The 14,269-nt window shown below is 60.2% G+C and carries 18 protein-coding genes; 13 read left to right on the top strand and 5 right to left on the bottom strand.

Annotated features, from left to right (window positions below):
* Positions 1 to 27 precede the first annotated feature (27 nt).
* Positions 28 to 1,632, bottom strand: a complete 1,605-nt coding sequence (locus GS612_RS05895) for a peptide chain release factor 3 (protein WP_171167837.1) — start codon at positions 1,630 to 1,632, stop codon at positions 28 to 30.
* Positions 1,633 to 1,741: 109 nt separating this feature from the next.
* On the opposite strand from GS612_RS05895, the gene GS612_RS05900 reads away from it, so the two are divergent.
* From GS612_RS05900 to GS612_RS05935, 8 genes are all read left to right on the top strand, one after another.
* A complete protein-coding gene (locus GS612_RS05900) occupies positions 1,742 to 2,104 on the top strand; it encodes a nuclear transport factor 2 family protein (protein ID WP_171639375.1) in 363 nt (120 codons plus the stop codon).
* Between the two features lie 73 nt (positions 2,105 to 2,177).
* The gene (locus GS612_RS05905; protein WP_171639979.1) at positions 2,178 to 2,957 is read left to right on the top strand and encodes an SDR family oxidoreductase; all 780 of its coding nucleotides are present in this window, start codon (positions 2,178 to 2,180) and stop codon (positions 2,955 to 2,957) included.
* A 2-nt stretch (positions 2,958 to 2,959) separates the two neighbouring features.
* Positions 2,960 to 4,072 (top strand): hypothetical protein, encoded by a 1,113-nt coding sequence (locus GS612_RS05910; RefSeq protein WP_171639376.1) that lies wholly within the window; start codon positions 2,960 to 2,962, stop codon positions 4,070 to 4,072.
* 106 nt (positions 4,073 to 4,178) lie between these two features.
* Entirely contained in the window at positions 4,179 to 5,228 is a 1,050-nt protein-coding gene (locus GS612_RS05915) for a methyltransferase domain-containing protein (RefSeq protein ID WP_171639377.1), read from the top strand.
* An 80-nt stretch (positions 5,229 to 5,308) separates the two neighbouring features.
* Entirely contained in the window at positions 5,309 to 6,403 is a 1,095-nt protein-coding gene (locus GS612_RS05920) for an ABC transporter ATP-binding protein (protein ID WP_171115602.1), read from the top strand.
* Positions 6,404 to 6,517: 114 nt separating this feature from the next.
* Positions 6,518 to 7,300: a 5'/3'-nucleotidase SurE gene (surE, locus tag GS612_RS05925; protein WP_171228192.1), complete on the top strand. Its 783-nt coding sequence runs from the start codon at positions 6,518 to 6,520 to the stop codon at positions 7,298 to 7,300.
* Positions 7,297 to 7,947: a protein-L-isoaspartate(D-aspartate) O-methyltransferase gene (locus tag GS612_RS05930; protein WP_171639378.1), complete on the top strand. Its 651-nt coding sequence runs from the start codon at positions 7,297 to 7,299 to the stop codon at positions 7,945 to 7,947. Before surE ends, GS612_RS05930 begins: the two co-directional genes overlap by 4 nt.
* Before the next feature lie 62 nt (positions 7,948 to 8,009).
* On the top strand, positions 8,010 to 9,176 hold the full coding sequence (locus tag GS612_RS05935) for a peptidoglycan DD-metalloendopeptidase family protein (RefSeq protein WP_171639379.1): 1,167 nt from the start codon (positions 8,010 to 8,012) through the stop codon (positions 9,174 to 9,176).
* Positions 9,177 to 9,238: 62 nt separating this feature from the next.
* On the opposite strand, the gene GS612_RS05940 is transcribed toward GS612_RS05935, so the two are convergent.
* Positions 9,239 to 9,910: a YafY family protein gene (locus GS612_RS05940; RefSeq protein WP_171639380.1), complete on the bottom strand. Its 672-nt coding sequence runs from the start codon at positions 9,908 to 9,910 to the stop codon at positions 9,239 to 9,241.
* A gap of 21 nt (positions 9,911 to 9,931) precedes the next feature.
* Complete coding sequence (locus GS612_RS05945) at positions 9,932 to 10,237, bottom strand: hypothetical protein (protein ID WP_171231525.1); 306 nt, start codon at positions 10,235 to 10,237, stop codon at positions 9,932 to 9,934.
* A gap of 222 nt (positions 10,238 to 10,459) precedes the next feature.
* Here GS612_RS05945 and GS612_RS05950 point away from each other — a divergent pair, with 222 nt between their 5' ends.
* From GS612_RS05950 to GS612_RS05965, 4 genes are all read left to right on the top strand, one after another.
* Entirely contained in the window at positions 10,460 to 10,675 is a 216-nt protein-coding gene (locus GS612_RS05950) for a twin-arginine translocase TatA/TatE family subunit (protein WP_152458176.1), read from the top strand.
* Positions 10,676 to 10,681: 6 nt separating this feature from the next.
* Positions 10,682 to 11,140: a Sec-independent protein translocase protein TatB gene (gene tatB / locus GS612_RS05955; protein WP_152458175.1), complete on the top strand. Its 459-nt coding sequence runs from the start codon at positions 10,682 to 10,684 to the stop codon at positions 11,138 to 11,140.
* Complete coding sequence (gene tatC, locus GS612_RS05960; RefSeq protein WP_171167848.1) at positions 11,137 to 12,018, top strand: twin-arginine translocase subunit TatC; 882 nt, start codon at positions 11,137 to 11,139, stop codon at positions 12,016 to 12,018. Before tatB ends, tatC begins: the two co-directional genes overlap by 4 nt.
* Before the next feature lie 116 nt (positions 12,019 to 12,134).
* Positions 12,135 to 12,977 (top strand): ATP-binding protein, encoded by an 843-nt coding sequence (locus tag GS612_RS05965; RefSeq protein WP_171639381.1) that lies wholly within the window; start codon positions 12,135 to 12,137, stop codon positions 12,975 to 12,977.
* A 60-nt stretch (positions 12,978 to 13,037) separates the two neighbouring features.
* On the opposite strand, the gene GS612_RS05970 is transcribed toward GS612_RS05965, so the two are convergent.
* Both GS612_RS05970 and GS612_RS05975 read right to left on the bottom strand, forming a co-directional pair.
* The gene (locus GS612_RS05970) at positions 13,038 to 13,682 is read right to left on the bottom strand and encodes an SDR family oxidoreductase (protein WP_152458172.1); all 645 of its coding nucleotides are present in this window, start codon (positions 13,680 to 13,682) and stop codon (positions 13,038 to 13,040) included.
* A gap of 42 nt (positions 13,683 to 13,724) precedes the next feature.
* Positions 13,725 to 13,973 carry a hypothetical protein gene (locus GS612_RS05975; RefSeq protein ID WP_171639382.1) on the bottom strand — a complete coding sequence of 83 codons (249 nt, stop codon included), beginning with the start codon at positions 13,971 to 13,973 and terminating at the stop codon, positions 13,725 to 13,727.
* Here GS612_RS05975 and GS612_RS05980 point away from each other — a divergent pair.
* Complete coding sequence (locus GS612_RS05980; protein ID WP_171639383.1) at positions 13,972 to 14,247, top strand: hypothetical protein; 276 nt, start codon at positions 13,972 to 13,974, stop codon at positions 14,245 to 14,247. The two genes, GS612_RS05975 and GS612_RS05980, sit on opposite strands and share 2 nt — an antisense overlap.
* Positions 14,248 to 14,269: the final 22 nt, after the last annotated feature.

Raw genomic sequence — 14,269 nt, forward strand, 5'->3', positions numbered from 1 at the left:
ACCTGCCTGTGCAATCAGACAGTTGCCTCAGGTCATCATCTCTTTTGTCGCGGTCAGGTTCAGCGCGGGATAGTCACGGACCACCCGATCGATATCCCATTGCAGGCGGGTCAGATAGACGATGTCGCCGTCATGATCATGCGCGATGTGCTGCTTGTTGGCGCCTACGAATTTCTCGACTTCGGCCTTGTCACCGCTGACCCAGCGGGCCGAGGTGAACTGCGATGCCTCGAACCGTACCGGCAGGCCGTATTCCATCTCGATCCGGCTGGCGAGCACTTCGAACTGCAATGCACCCACGACCCCCACGATAAAGCCCGAGCCGATCGAAGGCTTGAACACCTTGGCCGCACCTTCTTCGGCGAATTGCATCAGGGCTTTTTCCAGATGCTTGGCTTTCATCGGGTCGCCCGCGCGGACGCCTTGCAGAAGCTCCGGCGCGAACGATGGGATGCCGGTCACCCGCAGCGCTTCGCCTTCGGTCAGGGTGTCACCGATGCGCAGCTGCCCGTGGTTGGGAATGCCAATGATGTCACCGGCCCAGGCCTCTTCCGCCAACTCGCGGTCAGAGGCCAGGAACAACACCGGGTTCGAGATCGCCATCGGCTTTTTCGACCGCACATGGGTCAGCTTCATGCCGCGCTTGAAGTGACCGCTGGCCATACGGACAAAGGCCACCCGGTCGCGGTGTTTGGGATCCATGTTGGCCTGAACCTTGAAAACAAAGCCTGAAACTTTCTTTTCGTCGGGGGAAATCTGGCGGGGTTCTGCGGATTGAACCTGTGGCTGCGGGCCATAGGCGCCGATGCCTTCCATCAGTTCCTTGACGCCGAACGAGTTGATGGCCGAACCGAACCAGATCGGGGTCATGTGGCCTTCCAGTACCGCCTGCGGGTCAAGCGCGGGCAGCAGTTCGCGCGCCATCTCGACCTCTTCCAGCAGTTTGTCCAGCAATTCGGCAGGCACATGCTCGGCCAGTTTGGGATCGTCCAGCCCGTTGATCTCGATGCTTTCGGCCACCTTGTTGCGGTCGGCGCGGTCCATCAGTTCCAGCCGGTCGCGCAGCATGTCATAGCAGCCGATGAAATCGCGACCCACGCCGATGGGCCAGGCGGCGGGCGTGACGTCGATTGCCAGCATTTCCTGAATTTCGTCGATGATCTCGAACGTGTCGCGGCTTTCGCGGTCCATCTTGTTGCAGAAGGTCAGGATCGGCAGATCGCGCAAGCGGCAGACCTCGAACAGTTTCTGCGTCTGGCTTTCCACACCTTTCGCGCCGTCGATCACCATGACGGCCGCGTCCACGGCTGTCAACGTGCGATAGGTGTCTTCCGAGAAATCGCTGTGGCCGGGTGTATCCACCAGGTTGAACCGGAAGTTCCCATAGTCGAACGACATCGCCGAAGCCGAGACCGAGATGCCGCGATCCTTTTCCATCTGCATGAAGTCCGACCGGGTCCGCCGCGCCTCGCCTTTGGCGCGCACCTGACCGGCCATCTGGATCGCGCCCCCGTACAGCAGGAACTTTTCCGTCAGCGTGGTCTTGCCCGCATCCGGGTGCGAGATGATGGCGAACGTCCGGCGTCGGGCGATCTCGGGCGGCAGGGTGGGTTGGTTCGAGGTATCAAGCATGAGCGCGCGTATATGCGGGGAATCCTGCCGAAGCAAGACAAAGGGTCTGGTACGAATCATGGGTCTGTGGCAAAAAGAACATATAGTGAACAAATGATGGAGTGGATCAATGAATTTGAAAGAGATTGCCGATGAACTCGTGGCTGGTTGTCGGGAAGACCGGGCCAAGGAAAACCTGTCCAGGCTGTATGCGCCGGATGCGGTGTCGGTCGAAGGGCAGGATTTTCAGGGAATGGGTCGGGAAACCAAAGGGATCGACGCCATCCGTGGCAAGCATGAGTGGTGGGAAAGCGCTCATGAAGTGTCTGGTGCGTCTGTCAGCGACCCGCTTCCTCATGGCGACGACCGTTTTGCCGTGATTTTCGAAGTGCAGGGCACCGCGAAGGAAACCGGCGAAGCGTTCGATATGCGCGAAGTGGGTGTCTATCACGTCGCCGACGGCAAGATCATTCGGGAAGAGTTCTTCTATTGATCGACGATCCGTTTCTGGTCTTCCCTGTCTGGCCGGTGCTAGACAAGCGGCGATGACTGACAGGGAGGATCCGATGGATCTGGGAATTCAAGGAAAACGCGCGCTGGTCTGTGCCAGCAGCAAGGGATTGGGTCTTGGCTGCGCCGAGGCGCTTGCTGCGGCTGGCGTGAATCTGGTGATGAACGCACGCGGCACCGAGGTGTTGGAGGCTGAAGCCGCACGCCTTCGGTCAGAACACGGCGTCGAGGTGCAGACCGTGGCCTGCGACGTGACCACGCCCGACGGTCAGGCGCAGGTGATCGAGGCCGCGCAGGGCGTTGATATTCTTGTGACAAATGCCGGTGGACCGCCGCCCGGATCGTGGTCGGACTGGGAGCGTGATGATTTCATCAAGGCGCTGGATGCCAACATGTTGACGCCGATTGCATTCATGAAGGCCCTGCTTCCCGGAATGATGGAAAAGGGTTGGGGCCGGGTGGTGAATATCACCTCGCAATCCGTGCGAGCGCCGATTGCGGTTCTGGGCCTGTCAAACGCGGCGCGTACAGGTCTGACGGGCTATGTGGCCGGAACCTCGCGTCAGGTGGCGCCACACGGGGTGACCATCAACAACCTGCTTCCGGGCATCCACGCCACGGATCGGGCGGATTCTCTGGACAGCGGTGTGGCGGCGCAACAGGGTATTTCGATTGACGAAGCGCGTGCCAACCGTGCGGCGACGATCCCGGTCAGGCGCTATGGTTCACGGCAGGAGTTTGGTTCGACCTGCGCGTTTCTGTGTTCGCAACATGCGGGCTTCATCGTTGGCCAGAATATCCTGCTGGACGGCGGTGCGACCAACCTGACGATGTGATCATGGCGCAGGGGTTTTCGTTGAAAGATCAGTTGTTCAACGCTGAGAAGGTCAGTTTTCTCAGCGACTTGTTCTTGGGTGCTGAACCGGGTTTCGACGCCTCTGCGTTTCAGGCGCAGGTCATGTCACGTCTGCCTGAACTGGAACTGAAGCAGCGTATGAGCTGGATCGCGACATGCCTGCAACAGGCCGTGCCGGGCGACTTGCCGACAGTCGCCCCGGTGATTTTACGGTCTTTGCCGCCTCCGCTGGACCCTGCCAGATCGGATGATGATTTCGGCGATTTCATTTTCGCGCCGTTGGGTGAATGGGTCGCGGCCATCGGGCTGGATCACGTAGATCTGTCTTTGGATGTGTTGGAGGAGCTGACGCAGCGGTTTTCGATGGAATGGGCCATTCGGCCTTTCCTGAACCATGCCCCGGACAAGGTGCTTGGCCGGATGCAGGACTGGTGCACCCACGGCAGCTATCACGTGCGCCGATTGGTCAGCGAGGGAACGCGGCCCCGTCTGCCATGGGGGCAGGGCATCGGTCTGGGTCTGACGGACCCGTTGCCGCTGTTGGACCGGTTGCACGGCGATCCGACCCGGTATGTGACGCGGTCGGTGGCCAACCATTTGAATGATATCACCAAGAAAGACCCGGGCCTGGTGCTGGCGCGTCTGGACAAGTGGCGCACCGAGGCGCGACAGACCGCGGCAGAGCTGGAGTGGATGACCTCTCATACGCTGCGCGGATTGGTCAAGGCCGGGCACCCAGAGGCGATGAAGATGCTGGGATATGACCCTGATGCGGATATCGCCGTGACAATTGATCTGGGTTCCGAGGCCCGTATCGGCGAAGCGCTGGAGTTTTCCGTTGATCTGACCGGGGTACGGAAACAACCGGTTCTGGTGGATTATATTATTTATTTTCAGCGTCCTGCCGGAAAAACATCAACCAAGGTGTATAAGCTGAAACAGGCGGCTTTGAACAACGGCAGGCTCACGTTGGCCAAGCGTCACGGGCTGAAGGGTGATGCCTCTACCTTCAGGCTGATCCCCGGCGCGCATCGGCTTGAGGTTCAGGTGAACGGCGTTGTCCGTGCTGGCGTGGACTTTGAGTTGTTGGGGTAGTTGGGCGCAGGAACACTCACGCTTTCGTCAGAACGACCGTGGCCGGATTGCGAATGCAAGGCCGCTGCACTAGCTGCGTACGGACACGCATGACGGGGAAGCAGCGATGAAGCACGATTCGGTACGGAATTATTATGGTGAAGTCCTGCAAAGCAGTGCGGACTTGCAGACCAACGCCTGTTGCACGCCGGACGACATGCCGGATCATCTCAAGCGGATTTTGTCCAGGATTCATGACGATGTGCTGACCCGTTATTACGGGTGCGGTCTGATCGCGCCTCTGGATCTCGAGGGCATGTCGATTCTGGATCTTGGCTGTGGGGCGGGGCGCGACGTCTATGCGCTGTCTGCCATGGTTGGCGAAAAGGGCCGGGTCGTCGGTGTGGACATGACGCCCGAACAACTGGACGTTGCCCGCGCGCATCAGGAATATCACGCCAAGGCGTTTGGATACGCCAAAAGCAATGTGGAATTCCATCACGGCTATATCGAGAAGCTGGACGAACTGGATCTGGAACCCGGATCGTTCGACATCATCGTCTCGAACTGCGTCATCAACCTGGCGACCGACAAGGATGCCGTGCTGCGCGGCGCGCACCGGTTGCTTAAGGAAGGCGGCGAGATGTATTTCTCGGACGTCTATGCCGACCGCCGTGTCCCGCAGGCGATGGCCGAGGATGAGGTTCTTTATGGCGAGTGTCTGTCGGGTGCATTGTACTGGAATGATTTCCTGTCAATGGCGCGCAAGGCAGGTTTCGGTGATCCGCGCCGGGTGACGCACCGCCCGCTGACCATCGAGAATCCTGCGCTGGAAGAACGTGTTGCCCCGCTCAGGTTCCTGTCGGCGACCTACCGTCTGTTCAAGCTGCCGGCGCTGGAACCGGCCTGCGAGGATTACGGCCAGGCGGTGATCTACAAAGGCACTGTTCCCAACGCGCTGCATGCGTTTGTACTGGACGATCACCATGTCATCGAAACCGGCAAGGTCTTTCCAGTCTGCGGCAATACCTGGATGATGCTGCGGGACACGCGGTTTGCCCGCCACTTCGACTTTATCGGTGATTTTTCCACCCATTTCGGCATTTTTGAAGGCTGCGGCGGCGAAAGCCCGTTCGAGGCAACAGGTGAAAACGCATCATCTGGCGGTTGCTGCTGATCTCTTGCACCTGAAGGGCGGGGTTGCTATCCCCGCCCAAGCCCGATGGATTTGATCGGGAAAGGCAATGGGGTCCATCGGTGACAGGTAACGCAACTCCTCCGCGTCTGGAAATTCGCAACATTGTTCGCCGGTTCGAGGGGCGGGTTGTTGTGGATGACGTTTCATTGACCGTGCAGGCCGGCAAGGTGACCTGTTTGCTGGGGCCGTCTGGCTGCGGGAAATCCACCACCCTGCGCATGATCGCCGGGGTCGAGATGCAAGACTCGGGCGAGATCTACGTCGATGGCAAACTGATCTGCGACACCGTGTTTCGGGTGCCCCCGGAGCGGCGCGAGATCGGGTTGATGTTTCAGGACTTTGCGCTGTTTCCTCATCTGAGCGTGGCCAACAACGTGGCCTTTGGCCTGAAAGGCAGCAAGGACGAAAAACGAGCCCGGGTCGAAGAGCTTTTGCGCAAAGTGGACCTGATGCGGTTCATCGACGGGTTCCCACATCAGTTGTCGGGCGGCGAGCAACAACGTGTGGCCCTGGCCCGCGCTTTGGCGCCACGGCCCCGGATCATGCTGATGGACGAGCCCTTTTCGGGCCTCGACAACCGTCTGCGCGACGGTATTCGGGATGAGACGCTGTCCATTCTCAAGGAAGAGGATGCGGCCGTTCTGCTGGTCACGCACGAACCGGAAGAGGCGATGCGGATGGCGGATGAGATCGCGCTGATGCGGCGCGGCAAGATCGTCCAGCAGGGCGCGCCATACAATGTCTATACCCGGCCGGCGGACAAGGCGGCCGTGGCCTTTTTCAGTGATGTCAACGTGTTGCGGGCGCAGGTGAACGGAGCGCTGGCAGACACGCCGTTCGGCCAGTTTCTGGCGCCGGGTATTCCGGATGGAACGGATGTCGAGATCGTATTTCGCCCCCAGCATGTCAAACTGGATTTCGACCGCAACGGCAAGGGCCCGCTGCCGACCGCGACCGATGGCGTTGCCGCGCGGGGCGTGGTCGAGCGTGCGCGTTTTCTGGGAAACGAAAGCCTGGTCGAGTTTCGCATGGACTACGACGGCTCGATCCTCAGGGCGACGGTCCCGAATGTCTTTGTGCCCAATCCGGGCCGTGTCATGTGGCTGACCATTCGCCGTGACAAATGTTTCGTTTTCCCCGAGGCGCAGAGTTAACCTCGCGATTTCCGTGCAAGTGGTGCGCGAAAGCCTCAGATTGCAGGGTCGCGTCGCTTGCCGCATCGCGGGGCTGGGTCTATCAAGGGCCAAACGCGGGGGTAAATCGGGCACATGCGTATTCTTCTGACCAATGATGACGGGATCAACGCTCCGGGCTTGATCACGCTGGAGGCGATCGCTGCCGAACTGGCAGGTCCGGATGGTGAGGTCTGGGTGGTCGCGCCCGCCTTTGAACAATCGGGTGTCGGGCATTGCATCAGCTATACCCATCCCACGATGATCGCGAAGTTGGGCGAACGGCGTTATGCGGCGGAAGGGTCGCCTGCGGATTGTGTGTTGGCGGGGCTGCATGACGTGATGTCAGACTGCCCGCCAGATCTGGTCCTGTCCGGCGTGAACCGGGGCAACAACTCGGCCGAGAACACGCTTTATTCGGGCACTATCGGCGGAGCGATGGAAGCGGCGCTGCAGGGGGTACCTGCGATTGCTCTGTCACAGTATTTCGGCCCGCGAAATCTGGGGCTGGACGACCCGTTCGAAGCTGCCGCGCGGTTCGGGGCCGATCTGGTCCGGCGTATTTTGGATGCAACCCCGGTCGAGCAGGGCGATTACCGCTTGTTTTACAACGTGAACTTCCCACCTGTCCCGGCAGATGAAGTGCGCGGTACGCGCGTTGCCGCGCAGGGTTTCCGGCGCGACACGCATTTTTCGGTCGAGCCGCACAGCTCGCCCTCGGGGCGGCGGTTCCTGTGGATCAAGGGTGGCTATCAGCATAACCCGACTGCGCCGGGAACGGATGCTGCGGTCAATCTGGAAGGCTATATCTCGGTTACGCCGATGCGTGCCGACTTGACCGCATATGACATGCTGGAGGCATTGAAGGCGGTCGAATGAGCGGACTGGACCCGGAAACCGTGATGCAGTTCCTGTTTGCCCTGCGCAAACGGGGGGTCACGGATGCGCGCGTTCTGGAGGCAATGGAACAGGTTGATCGGGGCCGCTTTGTCACCGGCCTGTTCGCAGATCGCGCTTACGAGGACATGCCATTGCCGATCTCCTGCGGTCAGACGATCAGTCAGCCGTCGGTCGTTGGTCTCATGACGCAGGCGCTGGACGTTCGGCCGCGCGATACCGTGCTCGAGATCGGAACCGGGTCAGGTTACCAGGCCGCAATCCTGTCGAAACTGGCGCGCAGGGTCTATACGGTCGAACGCCATCGGCGGCTGGTCAGCGAGACAGGGAAGCTTTTTGCCGATCTGGGGCTTACGAATATCACGGCCATGTTGTCGGATGGATCCTTTGGCTTGCCGGAACAGGCTCCGTTTGATCGGATCATCGTAACGGCCGCGGCCGAAGACCCTCCGGGACCGCTCTTGGCGCAGCTGAAAATCGGGGGTATTATGGTTTTACCCGTGGGTCAGTCGGACGCGGTGCAGCAGTTGATCAAAGTAACGCGCACCGAGGCCGGTCTGGACTATGAAGAATTGACGTCGGTCCGTTTCGTGCCTCTGCTTGAGGGGCTTGGCAAGGACGAGGCGTAACAGGCTTGATAAATTGGTCGTCGAAACCCCGGACAACAGGGGCAGGCGTTGAGGACAGAATTATGAGTGCAGTATCCAAATCAGCTATGCGTCGCTGCGCGACCGGAGTGGCCGCTCTGGCCATTCTGGCCGGGTGTGAAGGGCCACTGGATTATGACCTGCGCGGTCAGGTCGGCGGATTTTCGACCACTGATGCAGTGCAGTCGGCAACGACGTCGCGCCCGTCGCCCGACAGCCGGGGGGTGATAACCTATCCGAACTACCAAGTTGTCGTGGCCCGACGCGGCGACACGGTGCGCGATGTGGCCGCGCGTGTCGGCCTGCCCGAGGGTGAGCTGTCTCGGTTCAACGGCCTTCAGACAACCGACACCCTGCGAGAGGGCGAAGTTCTCGCCTTGCCGCGTTCGGTAGGTGCAGGCAGTGGCGTAGATATCGCATCAGTTGCCGGAGCCGCCATTGATCAGGCCCCTGAAACGGGGGGCGTCCGGACAACGACGCTGGAGCCTGCCAAGCCAGCCCCGGCGCCCGTCGCAAGCGGGCCGGAACCTGTCCGCCACAAGGTCAAGCGCGGCGAAACGGCTTACACAATTTCGCGCCTCTATCAGGTGCCGGTGGAATCGCTGGCGGAATGGAACGGTCTGGGGTCCGACTTCGCCGTGCGTGAAGGTCAGTTTCTGTTGATCCCGGTTAAGAACCAGTCCGCGCCACGTCAAAGCGCTGCTGCAGCGGCACCGGTTGCGGCCACCGAGGTAACGGAGCCGGGGCAGGGGTCGCCGACGCCGACGCCTCCAAGTGCCACGCAGCCCTTGCCCGACGAAAAGGTCGCGCCGCGCGCTGAAGCCCCTGATGTGACGGCCGAAGCCCCGACAAACACGCGATCTACGGCCCTGTCCCTGCCGGTCAGCGGCACCATCATCCGCGGCTATAAAAAGGGCAAGAACGAAGGAATCGACATCGCTGCGGCCCCCGGCACAGCCGTCACCGCGGCTGAGGCGGGAACCGTAGCGGCGATTACCGCGGACGCGGATCAGGTTCCGATCATCGTGGTCAAACACAAAAACGATCTGCTGACGGTCTATGCCAATGTTGATGACATCGCCGTCAAGAAAGGGGATCGTGTGCGCCGTGGACAAAAGCTGGCGCAATTGAGGGGCGGAGACGATGCCTATGTGCATTTCGAGGTGCGCAAAGGTTTTGAATCAGTGGATCCGGATCCATACTTGAAGTGAGGGTGTATGGCCCGTTTCGGGCCATGCCTCCGGCGGGAGTATTTTTGAAAAGATGAAGTGTGTCAGGCGTTTGGGTCGTAGTCGCTCAGGCGTTTGCCGGGCTCGTCTGCGAAGATCTCTGGCAGCGGCGAGACGGACTCGATCAGGTCGATGCGGAAGACGCGGAAGCCGTTGCGCAGTTCGCACCATGCTGTGAGCGTCCAGACGCGGCCCCAGTACTCCATGTGAAGCGGACGGATTGTGCGTTCAGTCAGCACGCCGTCAATGCGACGGTAGGACAGCCGAAGCTTTTGGCGTGATTTGATAGCCGCGCGGATCGGAGCCATATGTGCAAGCCCGCGGGCTGCATCTGCAAAAGGGTAGACCGCGAATTTCCAGCTATCGGCTTCGGCCACAACCTGTGTGGGCAGAACGGCATCGATCTTGTCTGCCAGAGAGTTCGCGGCGGCTTTCAGGTCTGGATCTGCGGCCTCGGCCACGATCGCCATGCCGAGGTTCAGGGCCTCAAGCTCGGCTGGGGTCAGATTCAGCGGCGGCAGGGTGATCTGCTCGCGCACCATGTAACCCACGCCGCGCTCTCCTTCGACCGGAACACCCGAGGCGACCAGTGTGTCCATGTCGCGATAGATGGTACGGACCGACACTTCCATCTGGTCCGCGATGTCCTGCGCGCGGTGCAGTTTGCCGTCGCGCAGGATCTGGATGATATCGAACAGGCGGTCAGTTCGGCGCATGACACGCCGTCCGGACCGCGCCTAGGCAGTCATGTTCCACAATACGGCCTCATGGCGCATCTGAACGCTTTCAGGGTTGATGGCCGCCATCATGCCTGCTGCACATTCCTGTTGCGGGAACTGCGCCGCAGCGTCCTGCGCGGCCTTCATGTCCGTCCAGACAACATAGTCGGTCCAGCGGCCGTCTGCGCCCTGGCTGAGCTGTCGATGGGCAAAGCCGGGCGCGCTGCGAACAAAGGCTTCGGATGCCTTGCTGAGCTTTACGAACTCTTCAGGTGTGGTGCCGTTGGCAAGAGTGAAGGTGACGATTTCAGCAACATGGGTCATGTGAGTCTCCGTTGACCAGGTTTCGATGCCATCGTTCTAGCCACTTCCAACTGACATAAACCTGTCAGTTGGAAAATGCGAGCCCATAGTTTTTTGCAGATGAGGTCAATTTTCGCCCTCAATCTGTGCCGGATCCCTTTTGGGACAGGGCCTGGGGGCGTAAACACGGACCCAGTTCATATTCCCGGCGCACAAGGGCGCCGATGAAAAAGGAGAAATGAGATGCTGAACAATATTGGACTTCCCGGTCTTCTGCTGATCGCCGTTGTGGTTCTGGTTCTGTTTGGTCGCGGCAAGATCAGCTCGCTGATGGGCGAAGTCGGCAAAGGTATCACCGCGTTCAAGAAGGGCGTGAAGGACGGTTCGGAAGAACTGGAACAGGACGCGTCGGAACTGGCCAAGGACGTGACGCCTGAAACCGAGAAAGACAAGGCGTAAGCGCAGATGTTTGATCTGGGCTGGACCGAACTTCTGGTCATCGGCATTGTCGCCCTGATCGTCGTCGGGCCGAAGGACCTGCCGGTTTTGTTCCGCAATGTCGGGCGGTTTGTCGGCAAGGCCCGTGGCATGGCACGCGAATTCAGCAGCGCCATGAACGAGGCTGCCGATCAGGCCGGTGTGAACGAGATCAAGAAAGGTCTCAACGCCGCCGCGAATCCGGTTGGCTCGGCCATGGACGGCGTGAAACAAGCTGCGCAGGATATGGCAAAAAGCATGGATCCCACCAAGTTCGATCCTGACAGCGAAACCGGCAAACTGGCAGCCGAGCGAGCCGAACAGGCCAAGAAAATTCAGGCCTCAACGGCCCGCGCTGCCGCCGAGCGCAAGGCCAAGGAAGCTGCCGAGGCCCTGGCCAAGGCCGAAGAAGCCGAAGCGGCGCTGAAGACTGAAGGCGAAACATGACCAAGACCGACGAGATCGAAGATACCTCGGCCCCATTGATCGAGCACCTGGCCGAGCTGCGTACACGGTTGATCCACTGCGTCGTGGCTTTTCTGGTCGGGATGATCATCTGCTTTACGGTGGCCACGCCAATCTTCAATTTTTTGACCAACCCTTTGTGTGAGGTCCTGACCGAGCGCGGACAGGATTGCGGCCTGATCTTCATCTCGCCGCAGGAAGGGTTCTTTGTCGCGATCAAGGTCTCGCTTTTGGGGGGGTTCATTCTGGCGTTTCCCTATATCGGAATGCAGATGTGGCGCTTTGTGGCTCCGGGCCTCTACAAGTCAGAGAAGAATGCGTTTCTGCCCTTCATGCTGGCCTCGCCCTTCATGTTCCTTCTGGGCGCGAGCTTTGCCTTCTATGTCGTCACGCCCCTGGCTTATGACTTTTTCCTTGGGTTCCAGCAATTCGGCGCTGAAGGCGAAGCCGTGGCTGATGGCGCGACGGCCGCGCCGCTGAGCGTGGTGTTTCAGGGCTCGGCACAGGAATACCTGAACCTCACGATCAAGTTCATCGTGGCCTTTGGGCTGTGCTTCCAATTGCCGGTTCTTCTGACCCTGATGGGCAAGGCAGGTCTGGTCAGCGCCGAGGGTTTGGGGGCCGTGCGCAAATATGCTGTGGTCGGCATTCTGGTGCTGGCGGCGATAGTGACGCCTCCTGACGTGATCACGCAGATTATCCTTTTTGTCGTGGTCTATGGCCTCTACGAGATTTCGATCTTCCTGGTTGCCCGGGTTGAAAGGAAGCGAGAAGAGCAGTTGCGGGCCGACGGCTATTATGACGATGAAGAAGCCGAAGCGGACGAAGATCTGATGCGGGAATTCGAAGACGACAAGTAACCGGCTGAAACAACAGCCGAGGCGCGCCCCGTTTGGGCGCGCCTTTCTCGTTCGCGGGCCTTGTTGCGCCAATCAGAACATGCTTTGAACCGATCCGTATCTGACCGGAGGAGCCGATGGACGACCAAGCCCTGAACCGTATTGCTGCCGCGTTGGAGCGCATGGCGCCGGCGCCTTTGGCCACACCGGATTTCAATGCGGCCCCGGCCTTTGTCTGGCATGTGGAACCGGAACGCCTGGAACCGGTTGAACAGGTCAATCGCGTCGATCTGGATCTTCTGGTCGGCATCAATCGGTCGCGCGACACGTTACTTGACAACACCCGCCGCTTCGCGGCCGGCTACAAGGCAAACAATGCACTGTTGTGGGGCGCGCGCGGGATGGGCAAATCCAGCCTCGTGAAGGCCGTCCACGGCACGCTGAGCGCAGATCATCCTGACCTGAAGCTTGTGGAGCTACAGCGCGAGGATATGGGCTCGGTCGCGCGTCTGCTGAACCACCTGCGCGCGGCGCCTTATCGGTTCATCCTGTTTTGCGACGACCTCTCGTTCAGTCACGATGACCAGCATTACAAATCGCTCAAGGCCGTTCTGGATGGCGGTATCGAAGGTCGCCCGGAAAACGTGGTGTTCTACGCAACCTCGAACCGCCGTCACCTGATGCCGCGGGACATGATTGAAAACGAACGTTCCAGCGCCATCAACCCGTCCGAGGCGGTCGAGGAAAAGGTATCACTGTCCGACCGCTTCGGTTTGTGGCTGGGATTCCACCCCTGCGATCAGGACGAATATCTTGCCATGATCGACCGCTATTGCGCGGCCTATGGCGTTTCGGTCGATGCCGAAACCCTACGTGCCGAAGCAATCGAATGGCAGGCCACACGCGGATCGCGTTCAGGCCGTGTCGCGTGGCAGTTCTTCGTCGATCTGGCTGGGCGCAACGGCGTTCATATCGCCTGATCCCGGCTTCATCTGGCCAAAAATATCCCCGCCGGAGGCATGGCCCGTCAGGGCCATTTCCTAAAGCAGCGCCAGTATCCGGGCGGCCTCATCAGCCGTGCTCGTCAGTGCATCGCGATCTTCGCCCGGGTGGAACCGGGCACGCACGGCGGTCGGCATCGGTGCTGGTTCCACGATCGAAACGCGCGGACCGGTGCGTTCGGTCTCGGCCGCCCAACTGCGGGCCAAGGCCATTTGCGCGGCCTTGGTGGCACCATAGATGCCATAGAACTTCTGGCCGGCTTTCGGGTCATCGAAAAACACCGCGTGGCCGTTTTCGCCCAGCAGGGGCGAGACATATGGGATCAGAACCGAGGTTGCGTTTGCATTCGTGTTGACTGCCTTGGTCCATTCCTTGGGGTCGACGAAATGTACCGGCGTCAGCGCCGAGGTGTGAACGGCCGTATGCAGCCACAAATCCACCTTGCCCCAACGGTCATGGATCCCGCGGCACAGGGTTGCCATCGCGTTCGGATCGGTGATGTCCATCGGTGCCAGCGTGGCAGAGCCACCCTTGGCCTTGATGCGATCGTCCAGTTCTTCCAGCCCGCCAGTGGTCCGGGCGACGGCGACGATGTGGTATTCGGGCGCTAGCGCTTCGGCTAGGGCGGCGCCCAACCCGCGCGAGGCCCCGGTTATCAGGGCGATTTTGGTCGTATCGGTCATGCCTGCGGTTTGAACCCCCGCGCGCGGGGCGTCAAGATGTGATCAGCCGCCGGGGATGGCGATACGCCGGGTCTGGCCGCTTTGTCGCAGCATTATGCCATGCTCATCAATCGCGATAACTGTGCCCGAGGCAACGCGGCTTCCGGGTTTTACTTCTTTCACGCGGCCTGATGACAGTCGCATCAGGGCGCGCATATCCGCTTTCGGCCCGAATACGCCCAGAACCAAGACGGAATTCTTCTTCAGCGCGCCCCGCTGTGTGGCCGCGCTTTGGACTTTGGCGTTTGACATGATCCGCGGTCCGGGGCGTGGCCCGAACCCCTTTTTGAGTGAGTGGTCGCGGCCAGATAGCAAAACGCTCAAGCGAACAAAAGCGCTGCAAGGACAGGTGTCATCACGATTTGGCGCCCTTGAAAAAAGCCCTTGTGATTGCGTGGAATTCGCCGACTGGTTGTGGCAAATTTCCACTCATCCACATCCGATGACAGCAATCAGGCCGGTCGAAAGCTATCGGCTGGCCGGGATGTTCCGCCGTTTTGATTCGCTTTTCAGAACGGAAAACTGACTGTGTCAGTCCCGTTTCGTCC

This window comes from Ruegeria sp. HKCCD6157, from assembly GCF_013110685.1.
Classification (GTDB): domain Bacteria; phylum Pseudomonadota; class Alphaproteobacteria; order Rhodobacterales; family Rhodobacteraceae; genus Ruegeria.

Bases quoted from the DNA above. Each gene is read 5' to 3' on its own strand.
- tatC (WP_171167848.1), top strand. From the start codon at position 11,137: ATGACCAAGACCGACGAGATCGAAGATACCTCGGCCCCATTGATCGAG.
- GS612_RS05950 (WP_152458176.1), top strand. From the start codon at position 10,460: ATGCTGAACAATATTGGACTTCCCGGTCTTCTGCTGATCGCCGTTGTG.
- GS612_RS05940 (WP_171639380.1), bottom strand. From the start codon at position 9,910: ATGCGCCGAACTGACCGCCTGTTCGATATCATCCAGATCCTGCGCGAC.
- GS612_RS05915 (WP_171639377.1), top strand. From the start codon at position 4,179: ATGAAGCACGATTCGGTACGGAATTATTATGGTGAAGTCCTGCAAAGC.
- GS612_RS05945 (WP_171231525.1), bottom strand. From the start codon at position 10,237: ATGACCCATGTTGCTGAAATCGTCACCTTCACTCTTGCCAACGGCACC.
- GS612_RS05975 (WP_171639382.1), bottom strand. From the start codon at position 13,973: ATGTCAAACGCCAAAGTCCAAAGCGCGGCCACACAGCGGGGCGCGCTG.
- GS612_RS05910 (WP_171639376.1), top strand. From the start codon at position 2,960: ATGGCGCAGGGGTTTTCGTTGAAAGATCAGTTGTTCAACGCTGAGAAG.
- GS612_RS05980 (WP_171639383.1), top strand. From the start codon at position 13,972: ATGATCCGCGGTCCGGGGCGTGGCCCGAACCCCTTTTTGAGTGAGTGG.
- surE (WP_171228192.1), top strand. From the start codon at position 6,518: ATGCGTATTCTTCTGACCAATGATGACGGGATCAACGCTCCGGGCTTG.
- GS612_RS05930 (WP_171639378.1), top strand. From the start codon at position 7,297: ATGAGCGGACTGGACCCGGAAACCGTGATGCAGTTCCTGTTTGCCCTG.
- GS612_RS05905 (WP_171639979.1), top strand. From the start codon at position 2,178: ATGGATCTGGGAATTCAAGGAAAACGCGCGCTGGTCTGTGCCAGCAGC.
- tatB (WP_152458175.1), top strand. From the start codon at position 10,682: ATGTTTGATCTGGGCTGGACCGAACTTCTGGTCATCGGCATTGTCGCC.
- GS612_RS05935 (WP_171639379.1), top strand. From the start codon at position 8,010: ATGAGTGCAGTATCCAAATCAGCTATGCGTCGCTGCGCGACCGGAGTG.
- GS612_RS05895 (WP_171167837.1), bottom strand. From the start codon at position 1,632: ATGCTTGATACCTCGAACCAACCCACCCTGCCGCCCGAGATCGCCCGA.
- GS612_RS05970 (WP_152458172.1), bottom strand. From the start codon at position 13,682: ATGACCGATACGACCAAAATCGCCCTGATAACCGGGGCCTCGCGCGGG.
- GS612_RS05900 (WP_171639375.1), top strand. From the start codon at position 1,742: ATGAATTTGAAAGAGATTGCCGATGAACTCGTGGCTGGTTGTCGGGAA.
- GS612_RS05965 (WP_171639381.1), top strand. From the start codon at position 12,135: ATGGACGACCAAGCCCTGAACCGTATTGCTGCCGCGTTGGAGCGCATG.